This window comes from Kitasatospora herbaricolor (genome assembly GCF_030813695.1).
In the GTDB taxonomy this organism is placed as follows: Bacteria; Actinomycetota; Actinomycetes; order Streptomycetales; family Streptomycetaceae; genus Kitasatospora; species Kitasatospora herbaricolor.
This window is the reverse complement of record NZ_JAUSVA010000002.1, coordinates 2,749,074-2,767,817: the sequence shown is the minus strand read 5'-3', so window position 1 is coordinate 2,767,817 and position 18,744 is coordinate 2,749,074. Positions and strand designations below refer to the sequence as shown.

16 protein-coding genes and 1 pseudogene are annotated in these 18,744 nt (G+C 69.8%); 8 read left to right on the top strand and 9 right to left on the bottom strand.

Going from position 1 to position 18,744, the window contains the following annotated elements:
• Positions 1-22: 22 nt before the first annotated feature.
• From J2S46_RS12405 to J2S46_RS12390, 4 genes are read right to left on the bottom strand one after another with little or no spacing between them, the layout of a single operon-like run.
• Positions 23-1,189: a hypothetical protein gene (locus J2S46_RS12405; RefSeq protein ID WP_191293383.1), complete on the bottom strand. Its 1,167-nt coding sequence runs from the start codon at positions 1,187-1,189 to the stop codon at positions 23-25.
• Positions 1,186-1,470, bottom strand: a complete 285-nt coding sequence (locus J2S46_RS12400) for a hypothetical protein (RefSeq protein WP_191293382.1) — start codon at positions 1,468-1,470, stop codon at positions 1,186-1,188. Before J2S46_RS12400 ends, J2S46_RS12405 begins: the two co-directional genes overlap by 4 nt.
• Positions 1,467-1,772 carry a WhiB family transcriptional regulator gene (locus tag J2S46_RS12395; RefSeq protein ID WP_191293381.1) on the bottom strand — a complete coding sequence of 102 codons (306 nt, stop codon included), beginning with the start codon at positions 1,770-1,772 and terminating at the stop codon, positions 1,467-1,469. The genes J2S46_RS12400 and J2S46_RS12395 overlap by 4 nt, the downstream gene beginning before the upstream one ends.
• On the bottom strand, positions 1,772-2,011 hold the full coding sequence (locus J2S46_RS12390) for a hypothetical protein (protein ID WP_191293380.1): 240 nt from the start codon (positions 2,009-2,011) through the stop codon (positions 1,772-1,774). Before J2S46_RS12390 ends, J2S46_RS12395 begins: the two co-directional genes overlap by 1 nt.
• A 208-nt stretch (positions 2,012-2,219) precedes the next feature.
• Here J2S46_RS12390 and J2S46_RS12385 point away from each other — a divergent pair, with 208 nt between their 5' ends.
• Positions 2,220-2,600, top strand: coding sequence for a GntR family transcriptional regulator (locus J2S46_RS12385; protein WP_191293378.1), 381 nt, complete (start codon positions 2,220-2,222; stop codon positions 2,598-2,600).
• 148 nt (positions 2,601-2,748) lie between these two features.
• On the top strand, positions 2,749-3,984 hold the full coding sequence (locus tag J2S46_RS12380) for an NsdA family TPR-like regulatory protein (RefSeq protein ID WP_191293377.1): 1,236 nt from the start codon (positions 2,749-2,751) through the stop codon (positions 3,982-3,984).
• A 141-nt stretch (positions 3,985-4,125) separates the two neighbouring features.
• Here J2S46_RS12380 and J2S46_RS12375 read toward each other — a convergent pair whose 3' ends face one another.
• Positions 4,126-6,204, bottom strand: a complete 2,079-nt coding sequence (locus J2S46_RS12375; RefSeq protein WP_229913243.1) for an ATP-binding protein — start codon at positions 6,202-6,204, stop codon at positions 4,126-4,128.
• 149 nt (positions 6,205-6,353) lie between these two features.
• Between J2S46_RS12375 and J2S46_RS12370 the strand changes: the two genes are divergently transcribed.
• Positions 6,354-7,397: a DNA cytosine methyltransferase gene (locus J2S46_RS12370; RefSeq protein ID WP_191293374.1), complete on the top strand. Its 1,044-nt coding sequence runs from the start codon at positions 6,354-6,356 to the stop codon at positions 7,395-7,397.
• A 1,151-nt stretch (positions 7,398-8,548) separates the two neighbouring features.
• Here J2S46_RS12370 and J2S46_RS12365 read toward each other — a convergent pair.
• Positions 8,549-8,842 (bottom strand): hypothetical protein, encoded by a 294-nt coding sequence (locus J2S46_RS12365; RefSeq protein WP_191293372.1) that lies wholly within the window; start codon positions 8,840-8,842, stop codon positions 8,549-8,551.
• A gap of 542 nt (positions 8,843-9,384) precedes the next feature.
• On the opposite strand from J2S46_RS12365, the pseudogene J2S46_RS12360 reads away from it, so the two are divergent.
• Positions 9,385-9,471: pseudogene (locus tag J2S46_RS12360) on the top strand (glutamine synthetase); the annotation flags it as partial.
• Positions 9,472-9,599: 128 nt separating this feature from the next.
• Here the strand turns inward: J2S46_RS12360 and J2S46_RS12355 are convergent.
• Positions 9,600-9,914 (bottom strand): hypothetical protein, encoded by a 315-nt coding sequence (locus J2S46_RS12355; RefSeq protein WP_191293370.1) that lies wholly within the window; start codon positions 9,912-9,914, stop codon positions 9,600-9,602.
• 374 nt (positions 9,915-10,288) lie between these two features.
• Positions 10,289-11,077, bottom strand: a complete 789-nt coding sequence (locus tag J2S46_RS12350) for a LamG domain-containing protein (protein ID WP_073923193.1) — start codon at positions 11,075-11,077, stop codon at positions 10,289-10,291.
• A 400-nt stretch (positions 11,078-11,477) separates the two neighbouring features.
• Here J2S46_RS12350 and wecB point away from each other — a divergent pair, with 400 nt between their 5' ends.
• The 4 genes from wecB (at position 11,478) to J2S46_RS12330 (ending at position 17,553) form a co-directional block, all read left to right on the top strand.
• On the top strand, positions 11,478-12,692 hold the full coding sequence (gene wecB, locus J2S46_RS12345) for a non-hydrolyzing UDP-N-acetylglucosamine 2-epimerase (RefSeq protein ID WP_191293369.1): 1,215 nt from the start codon (positions 11,478-11,480) through the stop codon (positions 12,690-12,692).
• A gap of 13 nt (positions 12,693-12,705) precedes the next feature.
• Positions 12,706-12,861, top strand: coding sequence for a hypothetical protein (locus J2S46_RS12340; RefSeq protein WP_191293368.1), 156 nt, complete (start codon positions 12,706-12,708; stop codon positions 12,859-12,861).
• Between the two features lie 92 nt (positions 12,862-12,953).
• Entirely contained in the window at positions 12,954-14,318 is a 1,365-nt protein-coding gene (locus J2S46_RS12335; RefSeq protein WP_229913242.1) for an XrtP-associated glycosyltransferase, read from the top strand.
• A gap of 193 nt (positions 14,319-14,511) precedes the next feature.
• Positions 14,512-17,553: a bifunctional [glutamine synthetase] adenylyltransferase/[glutamine synthetase]-adenylyl-L-tyrosine phosphorylase gene (locus tag J2S46_RS12330; RefSeq protein WP_191293367.1), complete on the top strand. Its 3,042-nt coding sequence runs from the start codon at positions 14,512-14,514 to the stop codon at positions 17,551-17,553.
• A gap of 51 nt (positions 17,554-17,604) precedes the next feature.
• Here J2S46_RS12330 and J2S46_RS12325 read toward each other — a convergent pair whose 3' ends face one another.
• The gene (locus J2S46_RS12325) at positions 17,605-18,570 is read right to left on the bottom strand and encodes a phosphatase PAP2 family protein (protein WP_191293366.1); all 966 of its coding nucleotides are present in this window, start codon (positions 18,568-18,570) and stop codon (positions 17,605-17,607) included.
• Between the last annotated feature and the right edge of the window lie 174 nt (positions 18,571-18,744).

The following is an 18,744-nucleotide window of genomic DNA, read 5'->3' as shown; positions in this document are numbered from 1 at the left end:
TCGTGCGCGGGGGCGGACGGGGTCAGCTAGCGGTGCGGGCGGGCTGCTGCTTCTTGGCGGCCAGCGACATCGCGCGGCGGGCGATCGGCGAGTACTTCGGGTAGCTGCCGGCCTTCTGCCGCGGCGGGGTCCCGCCGTTGTTGCGGCGCCCGTCCGGACGCTTGTTCGCGGAGGTGCCGCGCGGGGCGGTCACTTGGGATTCGACCTGCGGCTTTTCCACCTTTTCGACCGGGTTCGTCTGGTCCTTGGCGGCTTCCTTGGTCGCGGCCTTCGCGGCGACGCGGGCGGCGATGGACTCGGCCGTGTCGCCCAGCGGCGCGCCGGCGGTGTCGTCCCACGCGCGCTTCCACGTGGTCTCGCTGGGGTGCAGCTCGCCGACCGCGGCGGCGAGTGCCACGGCGCGCTCCCACGCCTGCGGCCACTGAACGGAGCGGGAGATCTCGACGGCCTCGCGGTCGTCGGCCGCCTTCTGCTCGGCGGCCAGCTGCTCGGCCGCCTCGGCGGCGACCTGGCGGGCCTCGGCGCGGCGCCGGCGGCGGCTCACCTTGCCGTCGCGTTTGCGGATGCGGCCGTGCTCGTGCAGGTCCCAGACCAGCGGTCCGGCCAGCGAGCAGAACGCCCCGCCCAGACCGGTGCCGAGGCCGAACGCCGAGCTGCCGTGCAGGAAGTTCACCGTGGCGGCGAACAGGGCCACGGCTCCGGCCAGCGCCCGGTAGTGCCAGGACGGCCGGTGGTCGTCGATCGCGGCCTCGGCGCCCTTGAGCAGAGCCCAGGCCAGGCCCTCCAGCACCAGCGGTGCGGCGAGCAGGAACCAGGCCTTCGGGGACCAGAACGCCATCATCTGCAGCGGCAGGGAGACGACCACGCAGATGACCGCGATGGTCTTGGCGTAGGTGCGCCACTGGGCGGCGGACCGCTCCGCCTTCTGCCGGGCGGCGGCGGCCTCGGTGCGCTGCCGCTCGGCCTCGCGCCGCTTGTCGGCGGCGGCCTCGCGGACCTCCTGGGCCTGGGCCTCGCCGGCGGCGATCTCGGCGGCGGCCTTGGCCGCCTTCAGCTGGTTGGCGATGTCCGCCGCGGCCTTGGCGGTCGCGGTCTTCGCCCGCAGGGCCTCGGCCTCGGCGGCTTCCTTCCCGGCCGGCTTGGACGCCGCCCGGGTGCGGCCGGTGGGCCGCAGCTCGGTGATGCTCATCGGTCCCCCACGAAAGTCAGTCGAGACGAGGTCAGGCCGCCGAAGCCGGCCGCGCGGTGCAGCTGCCACCGGCGGCGGATTCGAATGATGCGGTGGCGCAGGGCGGGCAGCGTGCTCGCGAGCAGCAGCCCGGCGGCGACGGTGCACGCCACGGTCGGGTGGGCCAGCAGGACCGCCGCCACCGCGGTGAGCGCGGAAAGGACCGTCCCGGCGGCGGAGGGGAAGGCGACGGCGAGCAGGGCCGCCGCCCACCCGAAGCGCTTGAGGTTGCCGGTTATCACGCCGCCCCCGCCCTCTCGCCACCGGCGGTCGAGCGCCGCAGTCGGCGGCGCTCGACCGGGTCGAGGCCGCCGAAGACGCCGTGCGGCTCGGAGCGCTCCAGCGCCAGCGCCAGGCACGCGGAGCGCACCGGGCACTTCACGCAGATGCGCTTGGCACGGGCCACGCCCAGCTCGTCGCCGTCCTCCGGGAAGAACACGTCCGGGTCGGGCACGTCGCGGCACAGGGCGCCCGACAGGTCGGGCTCGGCCTCGGGGGCCGGGAGGAGCGTGACGCGGGCGGCGCGCCGGTGGGGGAGGGCCATCAGGCGGCCCTCCAGGTGAGCAGGCGGCGGCGGGCCGCCGTGCGCATCAGGGCCTTCGCGTACCTGGCCTCCTCCGGGCCCAGGTCCCACAGCACCTCGTTCGCGACCGCCAGCCGGGCCCGCCGCGAAAGCGCGGACTCCCCGAACGTCCCGGCGAACAGCTCCACGTCGATGCCGAACGCCAGCTCGGCGAACTCGGAAGCCGTGGCGGCCTCCTGGCCAGCAACAATCAATCTCATGGGCCTACCTCTCTGTCCGGGGCCCCTGGTGTTCGTTTCCTCTGCGTCCGAGCAGCCCAAAGAAGGCCCAGGGATATGGAGGGGGAAGCAGGCCACTTGGAGTTCTGCGCGGCCTTTCTCCTGGCATCTAGAGTGCTCTAGATGCATCTAGGTCGTCAAGCCTATTGCCCTAGGCGTGTTAGAGCACCCCAGGGCTTAGGCTTGGGGCATGACTCTTGTGCAGGGTGAGCGGGCGCCATACATGCAGGTGGCGGACATTCTCCGGGCGGAGATCGCTTCAGGGGTGCACCAGCCAGGGGCGAAGCTGCCCTCCGTGAAGAAGCTTGCGGAGCGGTTTGGGATCGCCGAGATGACCGTGCACAACGGCCTTCGGGTGCTCCGTGAGGAAGGGCTCATCGCGGCCAGTCCCGGACGGGGCACCTTTGTCCGAAGTGACTTGGACCCGGCGGCACTTGAAACAGGCACGCCCTCGCTTGCGGGCGGCGATGTGCGTAGCCAGGTGGAGAATCTCGCCTCCCAGGTGGAGCAGTTGGTGGCACGGGTCGCTGAACTTGAACGGCGTGTAGTCGGATCGTCCGTTCCTGACTAACCATCGGATAGTCGCGAGTGATCCACTAGTGACAGGGGCAGGTGTCACTGGGTGACACAGGGGGTGTCACTGGTCTGTCACCCCCTGCTGTCCAGGCGTTTTGCAGTGCCAAACTCAGAGCAAGCACCACCCCCACAGGGAGGGCACCATGAGCTTGGACAGGCCCGCATGGGCACGGCGTATGACCGCAGAGCGGGACGCTCGCGGCTGGTCGCAGGCTGACACCATCGCGGCGTTGAGGGCGCACTCGCCGAAGAGACTGCCGGAGGACCCGACGATGCTCCGGCAGTGGAAGCGCTGGGAGTCTGGTGAAGTAGTGCCGAGCGAGTTCTACCAACCGCTCATTGCCGCGACCTTCGGGACCGTCACGCACGCGCTCTTCCCGGTTGCCGGCCGCCGGGACGGTAATGCCGAAATCGCCGCGGCGAGCGGGATGGAGACGCTCGACATCATCAGCCGCCTGCAAGCCTCCGACGTGGACAACGCGACGATGGACGCACTCCGCATCACGACCGACCGGCTCTGCTCGGAATATGCCCAGCTCCCGAGCGCGCAGCTCGCCGTCGAAGGGCGGCAGTGGCTGAAGCGGGTGGTCGGGCTCCAAGCTCAGCGGCTAACGCTGGCGCAGCACCGGGAAGTACTGGCCATGTCTGGCTGGCTGGCCCTGCTCGTGGGCTGTGTTGAGTACGACATGGGTGACAAGCGGGCGGCCGAGTCCACCCGGCGGGCAGCGCTCTCGCTCGGGGCCGAGGCCGAGCATGCGGGCATCCAGGGTTGGGCGAACGAGATGCGGGCTTGGTTCGCGCTGACTACTGGCGACTACCGGGGCGTAATCGCCGCGTCCAGGGCGGGCGCCGAGGTGGCGGCGCACCAGGGCGTTGCGGTGCAGCTCGCCGCTCAGGAGGCCAAGGCGTGGGCTCGCCTCGGGGATCGCCGGCAGGCCGAGGTGGCGCTCGACCGCGGGCGCCGCCTGCTCGAAGGCATGCCCTACCCCGAGAATCTGGACAACCACTTCGTGGTGGACCCGGCGAAGTACGACTTCTACGCCATGGACTGCTACCGGATGCTCGGCGAGAACAAGCTCGCCACGACTCTCGCAGAAGAAGTCATCCGGGCTAGCACCGACTATGACGGCACGGAACGCTCACCCATGCGCATCGCGGAAGCGCGGCTGACGCTGGGCGTAGTCGCTGCCCGGGACGGGGACTTGGAACGTGCCCTGAACTACGGTGAATGGGCTCTGAGGGGTGAACGGCAGTCGCTCCCATCGCTGCTGGCCGTAAGCCGCGAACTGGCGGGCCTGGTCAGTATGCAGTACGGCAATGAGCCCGGTACGAGGGTGTACCTCGACCACTTGAACGCCCTGAGCGGAGTCGGCCAGTAGCCCGGACAGCCAACGGCAAGGGGGTTACTGTCCGGGCTGTCCGGCTGTCCGGGCATGGGCCCTGAACTGGGGTAACAGGCCGGACAACGCCCCGGACAGCGTTCACCAGGACTGTCCGGGGTGACGGGGTCTTCCTGAATCCTACAGGCCTGCAGACTGATGGCGGATCTTCTTGACCTTTGCGAGGAAATCTCGATGGGCTCGATCGGTCTGCTCAAGAAGGTCGTGCCAGTTGCGCCGTTCAATCTGTTCATTGTTCTCAAGAAGCTTGCGATTGGCGCGACTCAGTCGATCAATGTGATCGACAATAAAGGTGAGGCGCCTGATAGGAAATTCCCTTCCTAGCTCAGGGGTGTCATCCAGGAAGTCTTCTAGTGCCCCTAGGTAATCCACTGCCCGGCTGAACTCTTCATCCGTCAGTCGGTAGTTGACTCGCTTGATCTCTACGACCCAGAGTGTCCCTCTGGCACCGTTGAGAAGTACGAAATCTGGCCGACGCTCGGAATTGGGGATGCTTGGGGTCGCAACAAAACTCCCCCGGTTTGTGAAGCACCAGGTCTCGAAGCTGTCCCGGACACGATCCAGGGTTTCGTTCATTCCCAGAGGAGTCCACTCGGGGGCCAGCAACCAGGGAGCTTTCTCGATTAGCTCCTGAAGAGGTCGCTCAAGGGTATTTCCGTCCGCGATAAGATCGCGGAGCCTATTGACGACATCCACGCGTTCCTGTGCCACCTGGCCAAGTGCGTAGAATTCTGCGATTCTGGCCTTCTGGAACAGGGCAAGGACTACGTCGAGGGGATTGTCCACCTCTTCTGATACCTTGCGTAGAGTGTCCAGGAGATCCCGATGCGGCGCGATGGTTTTGGCTAGCTCGACGTAACGCTCGACTCTTTCAGGATCCGAAGCTGACTCGCGGTCGCTGTCGGATACGAGGGCGCGGAAAGCTTCTTTTACTGAATCCCGATATCGCGAGTCGCCTGGTGCGTCGGCGAGGAGACGTGAGTTCAAGTCGGCGGCTTGCTCGAAAACCTCTCTGGTGCGCTTTCGGACTGACGACCGTCCTCGTTTGGCAAGAGCCTTGATCTGTCCTACGCCCCAAGTCTGCAGCACCTGACCAAGCTCAGAAGACCAGATGATGTCTTGGCGGTCAGAGCGAACCAGGTCTTCCTCCTCGTCGAGCCACTCGGCATGGATTTCCCCCGCCAGGTACGAGCGGACGCCCCATTCTCCTGTGTAGCCACTGGTGGCTCCGAAGTCTCGGGTAGTGGCGACGATCTTTCCCCGGACATAGATCCGGACCCCGGCCATAACTTCGTCTTTATAGGCATCTTTGGCGTAGGCAAGCCAGCCTGAGACGGGGAGAGGGTCAGCGCCTGTGTGTGGAATCAGGGTCCGATCGAACGTGACCTTCGTGTCCTCCTGAAGGTCGATCTTTAGCTCTCCGAGACGAAACGAATCTTCCGTGAACCCGGGCAGTGCTCCGCTCAGCCCTGTGTTAACTACATTGACGTCCCAGTCGTCACGGCGGATTCCAAATCGAGCGCACAGCTGCCTGTGCAGTTCCTCTCCCTTGGGTACCAGCTTTCGATTGAAGTCCGAAAGGTGAATCGTTGTGCCTGCCTTCGGGCTGAAGGTGCCGTCCCGATGTCCGACCTCAGGGATGTAATCCTTCTCGCTGTCAAACAACATGTCTTCGAGGTGAAGCTTGATATGGGATACGCGATAACCGTGTTCCGTTGGCTCGCCGCCGGCAGTGATGACTTCCACTGTTCGGCAGATGCCGAATGGCGCTAGCTTCCCGATACCCTTCCGTCCCATTACGCGCCGTTCTCTGCGTCGAGACGTGTCCTTTCCGAAACGCCTACGCCGATCAGAGCCGACGAGCAGGTAATGGCTATTCACCTCATCGGACGTCATCCCGTGCCCGTTGTCCACGACCGTGATCTCATGCGGCTCGGTAATGGGCTTTCCAGCCATTGGAGCCAGCCATGTATCGAACGGCAGGCGCACTGTTACCTCTGTTGCATCCGCGTCGTATGCATTGGCGATGATCTCTGCGAGGACAGCGGAGACGCGGTCGTACAGCTTGATGCCCAGCTTGTCGACCGTGAGCCTGCTGATCCGCATGCGGTAGGGCGCGGAGGCTTCATCCCCAAGGGGCGTGCCAGCTTCAGACTCCCCACGGCTCTTGGAGCTCTGCCTTGGCAGTGCCGGGATCAAGCTGTTGGTCTCCGGCTCGTCCGCACTCGCATGCCTCATATGCCCACCCACCCCGGTGTCGTCACGTAGAGCACGAGCTAAGCACATCTGAGTAACCGTCACCAGGGTTCACCTGTCGCGCAGGTGGCCTGACCGACTAAGATCGCGCCATGCCCACGTACAGCGCTGTCGACCTGTTCGCCGGGGCGGGGGGAGCGACACGAGGCCTGAGAGACGCCGGCTTTCGGATGCTCGCCGCCGTGGAGAACGACCCGGAAGCTGCGGAAACGTACCGCAGGAATCACCCGAGAGTGTGTCTCTTCGCGAAGGACATCCGGGCTGTGGAGCCAGCGGACATCCTGGCTGCTGCCGGGCTCGTCCCGGGCGAACTTGACCTGCTCAAGGCCTGCCCGCCGTGCCAGGGATTTTCCAGCTTGGCGAACGGTGCAGTTGATGAGCGACGCAACGACCTTGTCCTGGATACCTTCCGATTCGTTGAGGCGCTGCGGCCGAAAGTCGTGCTGTTGGAGAACGTACCCGGACTCGCCCGTGACAGCCGGCGCCCCGAACTTGATCGTCTGTTGACTGGTGCCGGATACAAGTTGAAAGCAACTGTCCTGGACGCGGCCATGTTCGGTGTGCCGCAGCGGCGGAAGCGGTTCATCTGCTTCGCGCTCCGTGCTGACGTGCCGTTTCTCTTCGAGAGAGACGTGATCGACCTGCTGCCAGACAGCTTCCGGGCAACCCCCCGGACCGCTCGACACGCGCTGGATCACCTTGCGCGCCACCGACGTACAGACGACTCGCTAGATGTCCACCGAACTAGCTCGGCTGCTGTCGAGGCGAGGATCGCGGCCATCCCAGTGGGCGGGAACCGCTTCGACCTTCCGGTAGAGCACCAGTTGGATTGCCATAGGCGCCTCGCCAACCCGCGCAACGCTGCCTCCTCGTACGGGAGGATCAAGCTCGATGAACCGGCTCCCACGATGACTACCCGTTGCACGACGCCGGCCTGCGGTACGTTCATCCACCCAACGAAGAACCGCGGACTGACACTGCGTGAGGCCGCGACCTTCCAGACGTTCCCCGTGACGTACAGGTTCTACGGAAACTACGGTTCCATCGAGCGGCAGATCGGCAACGCCGTCCCGGTCCGCATGGCGAAGGGCCTTGGTCTCATTGCTACTGCGATCTTGAACGCACCGCTGGGGTAGACGGATTGTGGGTCCTTCATGACGGTGAATTGAGGTCGCTGCCCGCGCGGACGCGGCCAGGTGGCCAGGTTGGGCGGCCGCAGGTGAGAGCCAGGGGCGCACGCCAATCCTTGTAGAGCGGGTTCCAGTTCTGGGTCGTCTGTGGGCTGTGCAAGGCGGACCATCGCCGGCAGGTGCCGACGGTTCCGCAGCAGGTCAGAGCCGGTCGACTGGGCCGAGTACCAGGTGAGAACGAAGCATCGTCAGTTCCTGAGTCAAGAAGTGACTGGCATCCCAGTCCTCGCCTTGCGAGCTTGCCGGTTCGAGCGTCGCAGAATGGATCGCGAAGCATCCGGCGTGCGCCGCCACCTACGGCTTAAGGACCCCAGGGTCTAGTTGTTGGGATCGATTGCGCGAGCGTGCCCGGCCTTGGGTCAGGTGCCGGAAGGGCTGGCGCCCGCGTTGCGCGAAGCCTCACTGCGAGCGGAGAGGAACCGGACCAGCCGCCACAGCCCATATAGGGCAGCACCCGCGAACGCAACGAAGGTGAGTGTTGAGCCGACACGGTCGGCCCACCCGTGCGTATTGTCAGCCAGGATCCTTGGCGCTACGCCGCCCACGATGATGATCACAAGGTAGAAGGCGGCACGGACAAATGACGCCCCCCAAGATCTCAGTGGGATCAGGAGGGCAGCCACCCGGATGCGGGACCAGAGCCCCGGCCGTGCGGCTCTGGGACGCGGTACTGACAGCGCGGTCTGCAAGGTCCGGAACACGTCGTCGAGGGAGTCAGCAGCCCGCCGGCGAGGTTCATCGATCTGCGTATCAGGCTGAACGGCCTGGTAGGCCGCAAGCCACAGGGAGAGGAAGGTGACGTGCGCCTGCGCGTCGTCGAAGGCATGTCGGCGACGGACATCGTCGCGCCTCCGTTGACGCCGGTCCTGTAACGAGGATCCAACGGCTCCGACGAGTGCGGTGATGCCCGCAGCTAAGAGCGGGACCGCGAGGTTGGAGAGGAGCCCTCCTGAATCCTGAGCCATCGGCGACGCCTCCACTCTGCCCAACCGCTGTGCCTCCGATTGCCACGCTTACAGGATCTGATTTGCCGTGCGCGCTGTGATCGGCCATCAGGATGGTGCGCCGGAACCGACCCGCCCGATGAGCAGGTCTGCTCACGTCTTGTCGAGGTGGCGGCGGATTCCGGGCATGACGGAGTCGGTCACCGCGGCGACTACGCTGCTGGCCGTCTGGTTGATGCGGTCTTGGAGCCAGTCGGCTCGGTAGGCCTCCGCCCGGTGATCGATCACCGAGACGTCGACCGTGAAGGCCGGGGAGTCCGCAGAGTTGAAGCGGGGCCTCTGGAGGCCCAACTGCACCCAGGCCGCCGCGTCCGACTGCTCGAAGCGTTGCCCGGACCCCTTCCGGCGGAGGGCACGCAACCGCGAGGCGATGCTGTCGTACAGCATTGCCCGGTTCAGCTCCTGAGCTGTTACCGCCTCCTAGTCAGTCATCCGTTTTGGTCTTGGCCACACCGAGTCCTTCCGCAATGGTCAACGGTTGCGCACGTGGCGTGTTGGCGCGATCGGCAGGACACTCGGACGGGGTGGTCTACTGTCCGGCCTGTCCGGGTGTCCTGCTACCTGACCTGAGCTGCAAGAACGGCCCGGACAGTGCCCGGACAGCTGATGGCGGTCTGTCCAGGCCTGAGAGTGGGCTGTAACGCCACGGGGGTGTTGCAGTCCCGTCTCGCGCTTCCAGCTTCTCCAGTGCGGGCCGCCTGTGCGTGGTGCGGTGGGGCTGAGGGGGGAGTTGTGCTCATCTGTTTCGCCCGGCAGCGGACCGGGGCGACTGGCAGGCCGGGCGCCCATTTCTTGTCTTGCTGCTGGGCCGTCTCTGGGCCGTGCGCGGCGGACCAAGGGCAACCAGCACTGCCAGATGCCGACGGCTCCGTTGCAGGTCAAGGAAGGTTCTCCGTGCAACCTCGCAGGTGAGTAGTACGGGGTGTCAGTTCCTGCGCAACAAGCGCCAGGAGTGGGAGGAGTACCGCTCCGAGGTCACGCCGTTCGAGCTGCGCAAGAACCTCCAGGTGCTGTGATCGCAGGTCAGGACCCTCTCCAGGGCGGGTGAACTCCCCGGGCCGGCGGATCCCCACCGCCGGCCCGGGGTCTGTTCACCCGCCCTGGGCCGTCTGCGGGACGCCCCGAGCCGGACCGCCCGCCGGGCTCAGCGCGGTGGTCGCGCCGCGCCGGCCGGGCTGACCCAGACGGCGTGCAGCCGGTCGTTCATCCGGAAGGACAGGCTCAGCCGCCCCTCGCGCCGGATGGACTCGGTGACCAGCTCGACCGCGTCGGGGCGGGTGAGGAAGTGCCGGAAGGCTTCGGCCTGCACCGCGCCCAGCGGCAGCGGCCGGAGGGACTCCCGGAGCGCGGTCAGCGCCTCGGACAGCTCGACGAAGGTCGCCGGGCCGCTCACGTCCTCGATCTCGACCACCACGGGTCCGCCGCCGGTGCCGCCCGTCGCCGTGCTCCTGCCGATCATCGGACCGTCACTCCCGTCCCGTGACCGTCGCGGGCCGCCCTCGCGGCCCCGCCCGGTCTGCTCTCGTGCCACCGGTGGACGGCCGTCGGGCCGCCCGCTGCCGGGATCGCCCGTGCCGTCGGACGGCTGACGAACCCTCGGCGGTCGGGCACGCGACCCGGCCACCGTGACCATTCGTAGCCGGGCCGCCACCGGATTGCCGTCGGTGCGGACTTTCCCGCAGCGGACGGCGCGAGGCTCCGGCCTCCGGGACCAGGTCCCGCAGACCGGAGCGGCTCAGCGCCGGCGGCCGGTCGTTCGCCGCCGGGTCGTCCGCCGCCGCTCGCCCGCCCCCGGGTGATTCGTCGCCGGGGCGGGCACGCGTGGCGGTCGGGTCACCTCGGCCTGATGATCGACAGCGAGTCGATGCCGAGGGTGACCGGTTCGTCGGTGGCGGGCGCGGCATGGAAGTTGCCGTTGTTGATGGAGAGGCTGAGGACGGGGTACGAGACGAAGTCGGGGCCGACGCCCACGTGGTCCTCGTACGCGGCGGTGAGGTTGTCGGGGTCGGTGCCGACCAGCCAGGTGACGTTGTCGGCGCCGAGTTCCGCGCCGACGTAGACCCACTGGCCGGGGCCTATCTCGGGTGCTGTGTAGAGGACGTTGCTGTGGCCGGTGTGGTTGGCGAACTCCAGGCTGTCGGTGCGGTCGCTGTGCCATTCGAAGATGTCCAGCTCGTTGCCGCCCTCGCGCCAGGTCCACAGGGCGGGCCAGGCGCCGGAGCCGGTGTCGGGCAGCCGGACGTGGGCGAGGATGGTGTCGCCGGTGCGGACCTCGGCGAGGTTGCCGCCGGAGTCGCAGGAGTCGCCGGTGGTGATCAGGCCGGTGTTCCAGAACCCGTCCGGCCGGCGGGTGGCGGTGATGGTGAGGTAGCCGTTGTCGGTGCTGAGCGCCGAGGTGGTGAGGTGGTCGAGTTTGGCGTCGTTGGAGTTGCTGACGCACTGCGCGTAGGCGGCGGTCTGCCAGCCCCAGTCGTGGCCGCGGCCGACGGACAGGTCCTCGAAGGTGTCGCTGAAGACGATGTCGCTGCGGCCACGCTGGTCGGCGTGCGCGAGGGTGCCTGCCTGGGTGGCCGCGGTCGCGCCGATCAGGGCGAGGGCCAGTAGCTGGCGGGTGGGCTTCATGATCGTCGTCCTCCTGGGGAGGCTCGGCATGGTCGGTCCGGCTCGGTGGCGGCCGGTGTCCGTCCACTCACGATCCATGACGGCGCGGCGGTGCGCCCGCGCGCTGCTCCGACAGGACGAACCGGACCCGGAAAGCCGCCGCCGGGCCCGTTCCTCCGGCTGTTTCCGGGCGTCACGCTATCAGTAAGCAATGGGGTGGCGCGGTTCCCGGAATTCGGACGGGTGTTCCTTTGTGCGGCCGGCGACCGTGATTATTGTATTCACGGTCGGGCTGCTCGGCCGGCGGAGTGATAATGCGAACCGTTGGAGTGGAAATCCGCGCCGGAAATGGATAGTCGATCCGGGATTTGCGACTCTTCTTTTGCGGGATCGGCCCGTCAACCAGGAGGTCGAGTCTCCAATGAATCGCGGTGGTTCGGTGGCCGTCGTGCTCGGCACGCGGCCCGAGATCGTCAAACTGGCCCGCGTGGTAAGGGGCCTCGGGGAACACGGGCGACTGGTCTACACCGGGCAGCACTACGACGACACACTCTCCGGGAGCATCTTCCGGGGTATGCACCTGCCCGCTCCGCACCTACGCCTCGACGGAATCGGCGGAATGCCGCGCGGCCGGCAGATCGGCGCGATGATTTCCGCGCTCTGCGACGCGTTCACCCTCGATCCTCCGCGGGCCGTCGTCGTCCAGGGCGACACGAACTCCACCTCGGCCGGCGCGCAGGCCGCGCAATACTGCGACATCCCGGTGATCCACGTCGAGGCCGGACTGCGTTCACGCGACCGGGCGATGCCCGAGGAGATCAACCGGCAGGTGGTCGGCGTGCTGGCCGAACTGCACTGCGCGCCCACCGAGGCCGCCGCCGCCAACCTCCGGGCCGAGGGCGTGCCCCCGTCCCGGATCCGCGTCACCGGCAACACCATCGTCGAGGCGGTCACCGACTCGCTGCCCGGCCCCGAGGAGTCCCGGGCGATGCTGCGCCGGTACGGCGTCCCCGACGACGGCTTCGTCCTGGTCACCCTGCACCGGCCGGAGAACACCGACGACCCGCACCGGCTGCGGCTGATCCTGGACGAGCTGGAGCGGCTCGGCCTGCCGGTGCTCTTCCCCGTCCACCCGCGCACCCTGCACCGCGCCGAGGGCTTCGGCCTGCGCCGCGCGCTGGCCGGCCTCGGCGCGGTCGACCCGGTGGACCACCGGGCCTTCCTCGGCCTCGCCCGGCACGCCCGGCTGCTGGTCTCCGACTCCGGGGGCGTGCAGGAGGAGTGCACGGTGCTGAAGAAGCCACTGATCGTCCTGCGCAACAGCACCGAACGGCCGGAGGCGGTCGAGGCGGGGTTCGCGACCCTGCTCCGCCCCGGGCCGGACATCGGCCGGGTGGCGCGCGAGTACATCGCCGACGTCACCCTGGCGGCGCGGCTGGCGTCGCGTCCCTCGCCCTACGGGGACGGGCGCGCCAGCGAGCGCATCGTGGAACTGGCGCTGGCCCTGGCCGGACGGCCGGCCCGTACACCCACCCCGCACACGTCGCCGGCCCACCACGGCCCTTCCGCCGCCCCTCCAGTAGCCGCGGCGGCGGACGCCGTCCCCCCGGTGGCTTCCCCCGTCCCATCCCTGTAAACGGAGGCATTCCATGTACCGACCCCACCACCACCACGCCGGCGGGGCCCTCGCCGCCACCGGCGCCGCGACCGGCAACCAGACCTTCCAGATCCTGCTGGTGGCGCTGCTGCTGTTCGTCGGTGGTGTCCTGCTGCTGCGCGTGTCGCACCTGCGCAGGAACGACTGACCCCGGCTCCACGGCCCCGCCCCGTGCCGCAGCACCGGACCGCTGGACGCGGGCCGGTGCTGCGGCATCTCTGCTGACATCAAGGACTGACCGTGACTGACGGCAAGTACGCGCTGATCGACCTGGCGATGGCGCTGTCGCTCCTCTTCTCCCTCATGTTCGTCTGCTACGTCGTGTTCCTGGTGGTGCCGTTCGTCCGGCACAAGCCCCGCCCGTCCGGCGACGCGGACGACTTCCAGTGGCACTTCTTCATCCCCTGCCGGGACGAGGAGGCCGTCATCGGCGACACCCTGGCGTACCTGCGCGGGCACTTCCCGTCGACCCACCTCTGGGTCGTCGACGACGACTCGGACGACGCCACCGGCGCGATCACCGCCGCCCGGCAGGCCGCCGACCCTTACGTGCACCTGGTGCAGCGGCGCCGGCCGGAGGCCAGGACGGGCAAGAGCGAGGCACTGAACGCGGCCTACCGGGCCCTGGTCGGCTGGCTGCCCGCCGACGCCGTCCTCGATCAGATCGTGGTCGGCGTCTTCGACGCGGACGGCCACCCCGAACCCGGCGGGCTCGACGTGATGGCGGCGGGCCACCTGTTCGGCGACCCGGCGGTCGGGGCCGTGCAGTGCGAGGTCCGGATGCGCAACCGGGACGAGCGCCGGCCCGTCCCGGACGGCGGCCGGCTGCGCAACCTGGCCGCCCGCACCCTGGTCCGTCTCCAGGACCTGGAGTTCCGCACCACCACGGCCGCCGTCCAGATGGCCCGCCGGCACACCCGGACGGTCGGCATGGGCGGCAACGGCCAGTTCACCCGGCTCTCCGCGATGCGCGCGATCACCGAGGGCGGCACCGGGCCCTGGCGCGGCGCCCTGCTGGAGGACTTCGAGCTCGGCCTCGACCTGATGCTCGACGGCTGGCGCACCGCGTACACCACCGACACCTCGGTCGACCAGGAAGGGCTCTGGAGCCTGCGGCGGCTGATCACCCAGCGGACCCGCTGGGGCCAGGGCAACATGCAGTGCACCCGCTACCTGGCCCGGGTCTGGCGCTCGCCCAAGCTGAGCCACTCAGGGGTCATGGAGATCTCCTACTACCTGCTGCTCCCGTGGTTCCAGGTGTTCGCCTCGCTGGTCTTCCCGGTGCTGCTGTTCTGGTTCGCCCGGGGCATGGTCCGCGGCGACGGCGGCTTCCTCGCGGACGGCGGCTGGGGGCTGTGCATCGGGGCCGCCCTCGGGATCACCCAGTTCGCCATGTGGGGGCCGATCTACCGCTGGCGGTGCGAGCGGGAGGCCGGGTTCTGGAGCAGCCTCGGCTGGGGGCTGGCCTACGCCTTCTACATCTACATCTTCTACGTCACCGCCTGGCGGGCGCTGGCCCGGATCGTGACCGGGCGCGGCCAGTGGGCCAAGACCCGCCGCAACGCGGAGCTGCGGGTCGAGGGCCCGACCGCCATCGAGTTCTGAGCCCGGCCCGGCAGGCGCACCGGCCCGGACGCGCACCGCCCGGGCCGCGCGCGTCCGGCCGCGCAACGCGCACGACCGCCCGCCCGGCCCCACCGGGGCCGGGCGGGCCCGTGCTGAGCAGCAGACCCCGCACCGGCGCCGTAGGCTGACAGGTCGTACGAATGTTCACGGGTACCCGCGTACCGGAGGGGCGATGGCAGTGGAGGAACGCACCGGCAGCCGGGTCAGCCGGCCGGAGATAAGGCTGGTCCGGCGGGGGTTCACCGACCCCGGCGCGGCCCTGCGACTGCTGGCGGGGCCCGGCCTCGGCTCGCTCGCCGACGACCCGGTGCTGCTGGACGCGCTCGGCGCCACCGCCGACCCCGACCTCGCCCTGCTCGGCCTCGCCCGGCTGCTGGAAGCCCTGGACGCCGCCGAGCAGCAGACCCTGCGCGACACCCTGACCACCTCCAAACCGCTGCGCGACCGCCTGCTCGGCGTGCTCGGCGCCTCCGCCGCGCTCGCCGACCACCTGGCCCGCCACCCCCGGGACTGGCACGCGCTGGTCACCTTCGAGCAGCAGGACATGCACCCCGGCAGCGAGGACTTCCTGCGGGCGCTGTACGACGGCGTCTGGGGCGGCGGCCGGGAGGGCGTGCCGGCCCCGCGCGGGGACCGCGGCGACCTGCTGCGGGTCGCCTACCGGCGCTGCCTGCTCGCCATCGCCGCCCGCGACCTCACCGGCACCACCGACCTCGCGCAGACCGCCGCCGAACTCGCCGACCTGGCCGGCTCCACCCTGCAGACCGCCCTGGACATCGCCGCCGGGGAGGACCCGCAGGCCGCCCGCGCCTGCCGGCTCGCCGTGATCGGCATGGGCAAGTGCGGCGGCCGCGAGCTCAACTACGTCTCCGACGTGGACGTGATCTTCGTGGCCGAGCCGCGCGAGGGCGTCGAGGAGCACACCGCCGTCCAGGCCGCCACCCGGCTCGCCGCCCGCGCGATGCGGCTCTGCTCCGACACCACCGGCGAGGGCACCATCTGGCCGGTCGACGCCAACCTGCGGCCCGAGGGCCGCAACGGCCCGCTGGTGCGCACCCTGGCCAGCCACCTGGCGTACTACCAGCGCTGGGCCAAGACCTGGGAGTTCCAGGCGCTGCTCAAGGCCCGCCCGGTCGCCGGGGACGCCGAACTCGGCGCCGCCTACACCGCGGCGCTGGCCCCCATGGTCTGGCAGGCCGCCGCCCGGGAGAACTTCGTCGCCGACGTGCAGCAGATGCGCCGCCGGGTGATCGACTCCATCCCCGCCACCGAGATCGACCGCCAGCTCAAGCTCGGCCCCGGCGGTCTGCGGGACGTCGAGTTCTCCGTCCAGCTGCTCCAGCTGGTGCACGGCCGCACCGACCGCACCCTGCGCAGCGGCAACACCCTGGAGGCGCTCGGCGCGCTCTCGGCCGGCGGCTACGTCGGCCGCGCCGACGCCGCCTCGCTGGACACCGCCTACCGCTTCCTGCGCACCCTGGAGCACCGGATCCAGCTGCACCGGCTGCGCCGCACCCACCTGATGCCCAAGGACGAGGCGGACCAGCGCCGGCTGGCCCGCTCGCTCGCCCCGCTGATCAACGACGACACCCGGGCCGACCCGGTCGCCGCCCTCCAGCGGGAGTGGAAGCGGCACGCCGTCGAGGTCCGCCGGCTGCACGAGAAGCTGTTCTACCGGCCGCTGCTGGACGCGGTGGCCGAACTGCCGGCCGGCGCCGCCGGGCTCAGCCCGCAGGCCGCCAGGGAGCGCCTGGAGGCGCTCGGCTACGCCGACCCGGCCGCCGCGCTGCGCCACCTGTCCGCGCTCGCCTCCGGGGTCAGCCGCAAGGCCGCCATCCAGCGCACCCTGCTGCCGGTGATGCTGGGCTGGTTCGCCGAGTCCGCCGACCCGGACGCCGGGCTGCTCAACTTCCGCCAGGTGTCCGACGCGCTCGGCCGCACCCCCTGGTACCTGCGCCTGCTGCGGGACGAGAGCGCCGCCGCCGAGCAGCTCGCCCGGGTCCTGTCGGCCGGCCGGCTCGCTCCCGACCTGCTGCTGCGCGCCCCCGAGGCGGTTGCCATGCTGGGCGACCCGCAAGGCCTGGTGCCGCGCGGGCGGGCCGCCCTGGAGCAGGAGATCCTGGCCGCCGTCGGCCGGGCCGCGACCTCCGCCGCGGCCGTCGCCTCGGCCCGCTCGGTGCGCCGGCGCGAGCTGTTCCGGACGGCGGCCGCCGACGTGCTGGGCCGGCTCGCGGACGACCCGGCCGAGGCGCTGGACGTGGCCGGGGAGGCGCTCACCGCCCTCAACGCGGCCACCCTGCAGGGCGCGCTGCGGGCCTGCGTGGCCGGCTGGGAGGCGCGGAACGGCGCCCTGCCGACCCGGATCGCGGTGATCGCGATGGGCCGCTTCGGCGGTCGCGAGCTGGGCTACGGCTCCGACGCCGACGTGCTCTTCGTCCACGAGCCGGTGCTCGGCTCGCTGGAGGAGGACGCCGCCCGGGCCGCCCACGCGGTCTGCAACGAACTGCGTACGCTGCTCGGCGCGCCGTCCACCGAACCGCCGCTGCTGGTGGACGCCGACCTGCGCCCCGAGGGCCGGCAGGGCCCGCTGGTGCGCACCCTCGCCTCGTACGCCGCCTACTACAAGCGCTGGTCGCACGTCTGGGAGAGCCAGGCGCTGCTGCGGGCCGAGCCGGTGGCGGGGGACGCCGGCCTCGGCGAGCGGTTCCGGCAGCTGATCGACCCGATGCGCTACCCCGGGACGGGCGTCCCCGAGCGGGACCTGCTGGAGATCCGCCGGATCAAGGCCCGGATCGAGTCCGAGCGGCTGCCGCGCGGGGCCGACCCGACCACCCACACCAAGATCGGGCGGGGCGGGCTGGCGGACGTCGAGTGGACCGTCCAGCTGCTCCAGCTCCAGCACGGGCACCGGCTGCCCGAGCTGCGCACCACCCGGACCAGGGCCGCGCTGGCGGCGGCCACCCGGGCGGGCCTGGTGGAGGAGGGCGACGCGGCCGTGCTGGACGCGGCCTGGGTGCTGGCCTCCCGGGTGCGGGCGGCCGTGATGCTGGTCCGCGGCCGGCCGGGCGACAGCTTCCCCGGGGACGCCCGGGAGCTGGCGGGGGTGGCCCGCTACCTCGGCTACGGGGCCGGCCACAGCGGCGAACTGGTGGACGACTACCGGCGGATCACCCGGCGGGCCCGGGCGGTGGTGGAGCAGCTCTTCTACGGCTGACGAGCGGGGCCGGGGGAGCCCGGAGGGGCGGAGCGGGCGGGGGAGCGCCGCTCAGCGGCGCCCGGCGACGGCGGTGGGGGCGGTCCACTGCTCGGGCACCGTGACCGGACGCTCTTCGCCCTCGCGGGCGGGTGTCCGGGGCAGCTGGTAGGCCCACACGTGGTAGACCAGGCGGGCCACCAGGAAGCCGACCGACAGGCAGACGACGCCACCGACGGCGTCCATCCAGAAGTGGTTGGCGGTGGAGACGATGACCACCAGGGTGGCCACGGGGTAGAGCACCCCGAGGGCCCGCACCCAGGTCCGGCGGGCCAGGAAGAAGATCGCCAGTCCGCACCAGAGCGACCAGCCGATGTGCATCGACGGCATCGCGGCGTACTGGTTGGACACGTGCGCCGCGGGGCCGGAGGCCATCGAGCCCCAGGTGTCGTGGACCTTGACGGTGTCGACGAACCCGCCGCCCGTCATCAGCCGGGGCGGCGCCAGCGGGAAGAAGTAGAAGCCGACCAGGGCGATGCCCGTGGTCACGAACAGCACCGTCCGTGCCGCCGCGTAGCGGCCCGGATGCCGTCGGTAGACCCAGACGAGCACACCTATGGTGACGATGAAGTGCAGCGTCGCGTAGTAGTAGTTCATCCCGACGATCAACCACGTGACGGAGTTGACCCCGTGGTTCACCGCGCGTTCGACGCCGGCCCCGAGGGCCCGCTCGAAGTGCCAGATCCACGAGGAGTGCAGCTGCGCGGTGGTCGCGTGCTCGGGCACGGCGTTGCGCACCAGCGAGTACAGCCAGTAGCTGACGCCGATCAGTGCGAGCTCGAACCACAGCCGGGGTCTCGCGGGCGAGCGGCGCTGCTCGCGGACCCTGCTGCGGATCGCCGCCGAGCGGCTCTGGGCGGCGCGGGTGGCTCCGTCCGGCACCCGGCCCGTTCGGGCCTGGCCTGCGACGGAACCGCTCTGCTGTGCCGCGCCGGGGCGCCCGGCGCCTGCTGCGTGGTTCTCGGTCGGTTCCCCCATGGACGAGAAGTCTGCCAGACGTGCCGTAGCCGTCTGCTCATCCTGCGGTCGTGGATTCTTCACCGGATGTCCCCCCAAGGGGTGAGGGGGTGGGTCCCACCGGGGTAGGGGGTGGTGCTGGTGGTGTCTGCGAAGACCGGAGGGACGGACATACGTCCCATTGTTACGCGATCG